Source organism: Streptomyces niveiscabiei (assembly GCF_033794345.1).
Classification (GTDB): domain Bacteria; phylum Actinomycetota; class Actinomycetes; order Streptomycetales; family Streptomycetaceae; genus Streptomyces; species Streptomyces niveiscabiei.
The window spans coordinates 1-889 of the sequence record NZ_JARAYJ010000117.1; the positions used below are offsets into that span (position 1 = coordinate 1).

At 59.5% G+C, this 889-nt stretch carries 2 protein-coding genes; both read right to left on the minus strand.

Annotated elements, in window-relative coordinates:
- Positions 1-77: 77 nt before the first annotated feature.
- The gene (locus PV682_RS44110; protein WP_319738614.1) at positions 78-410 is read right to left on the minus strand and encodes a hypothetical protein; all 333 of its coding nucleotides are present in this window, start codon (positions 408-410) and stop codon (positions 78-80) included.
- A gap of 92 nt (positions 411-502) precedes the next feature.
- Positions 503-817 (minus strand): integrase core domain-containing protein, encoded by a 315-nt coding sequence (locus tag PV682_RS44115; protein ID WP_407705850.1) that lies wholly within the window; start codon positions 815-817, stop codon positions 503-505.
- Positions 818-889: the final 72 nt, after the last annotated feature.

Sequence of the window (889 nt, forward strand, 5' to 3'; positions counted from 1 at the left end):
GCCGAACCGAACTCCACGACGCATTCGTCTCTTTGGCCTGCGCTCTGATCTGCTGGAGACGCCTCAAGAAACACCGATCATGATCGTGTTACGAGCTCTACGTGTGGGGAATCCGCGACAAGTTGAGCCATCTCGCGCAGGTGGTGCCAGTACTCAGGGGCGTCCGCTTCGCCGAGCACAGGTATGACCCGGTCTAGGCGGGCGATGCAGCGAAGCAGAACGCCTCGACCCCGCGCTTCGAGCTCGCCGCCGTTCTTGATCCACGTGAAAACACAGCCTGCGGTGTCCGAGTCCAGCATCACCAGGTCGAAGCCGACCCGGTCCGCTCCAGCCAACTTGGGAGGAAACGGCAGTTCCATGAACTCTTGATACAAGCGTGACACGGCCTCAAACGCAGTCTCTTCGCTCACGCGGACCATCATGGCGCAGCTTTCACAACGCCTGAAGTCGTCTTGAGTCTGAGGGGCCTCGCGTTTTCCGGACAGGCGTCTGACTGTCTATGTCACGCGGCGAATCGCAACTTCTCATACTCGGCGTGGACTTCGCGCGGAGGACGGTAACCCACCGCCGAGTGGAGGCGTTTGCGATTGTACCAGAATTCGATATAGCGAGTGATGTCCTGTCGGGCGGCCTCGCGGGTCAGGTAAGTGACCCTTGATATGCGCTCGTTCTTCAGGGCGCCGAAGAATGATTCGGCCATGGCGTTGTCGAAACAGATTCCGGTGCGGCCGGAGGATCTGCGGAGCCCGAACCGGTCGAGTGTCGTCTTGAATTCGGCTGACATGTAGTTGGTGAGTTCAACCAGTCGTTGCAACATCGGGTTGTCGGAGCGAGCGTAGCTGTTTCTCGAAGACTTCGGCGGGGGTCTTCCAGCCGAGGATTTTGCGGG

Coding starts and splice junctions, on each gene's coding strand:
- PV682_RS44115 (WP_407705850.1), bottom strand. CDS start 817: ATGTTGCAACGACTGGTTGAACTCACCAACTACATGTCAGCCGAATTC.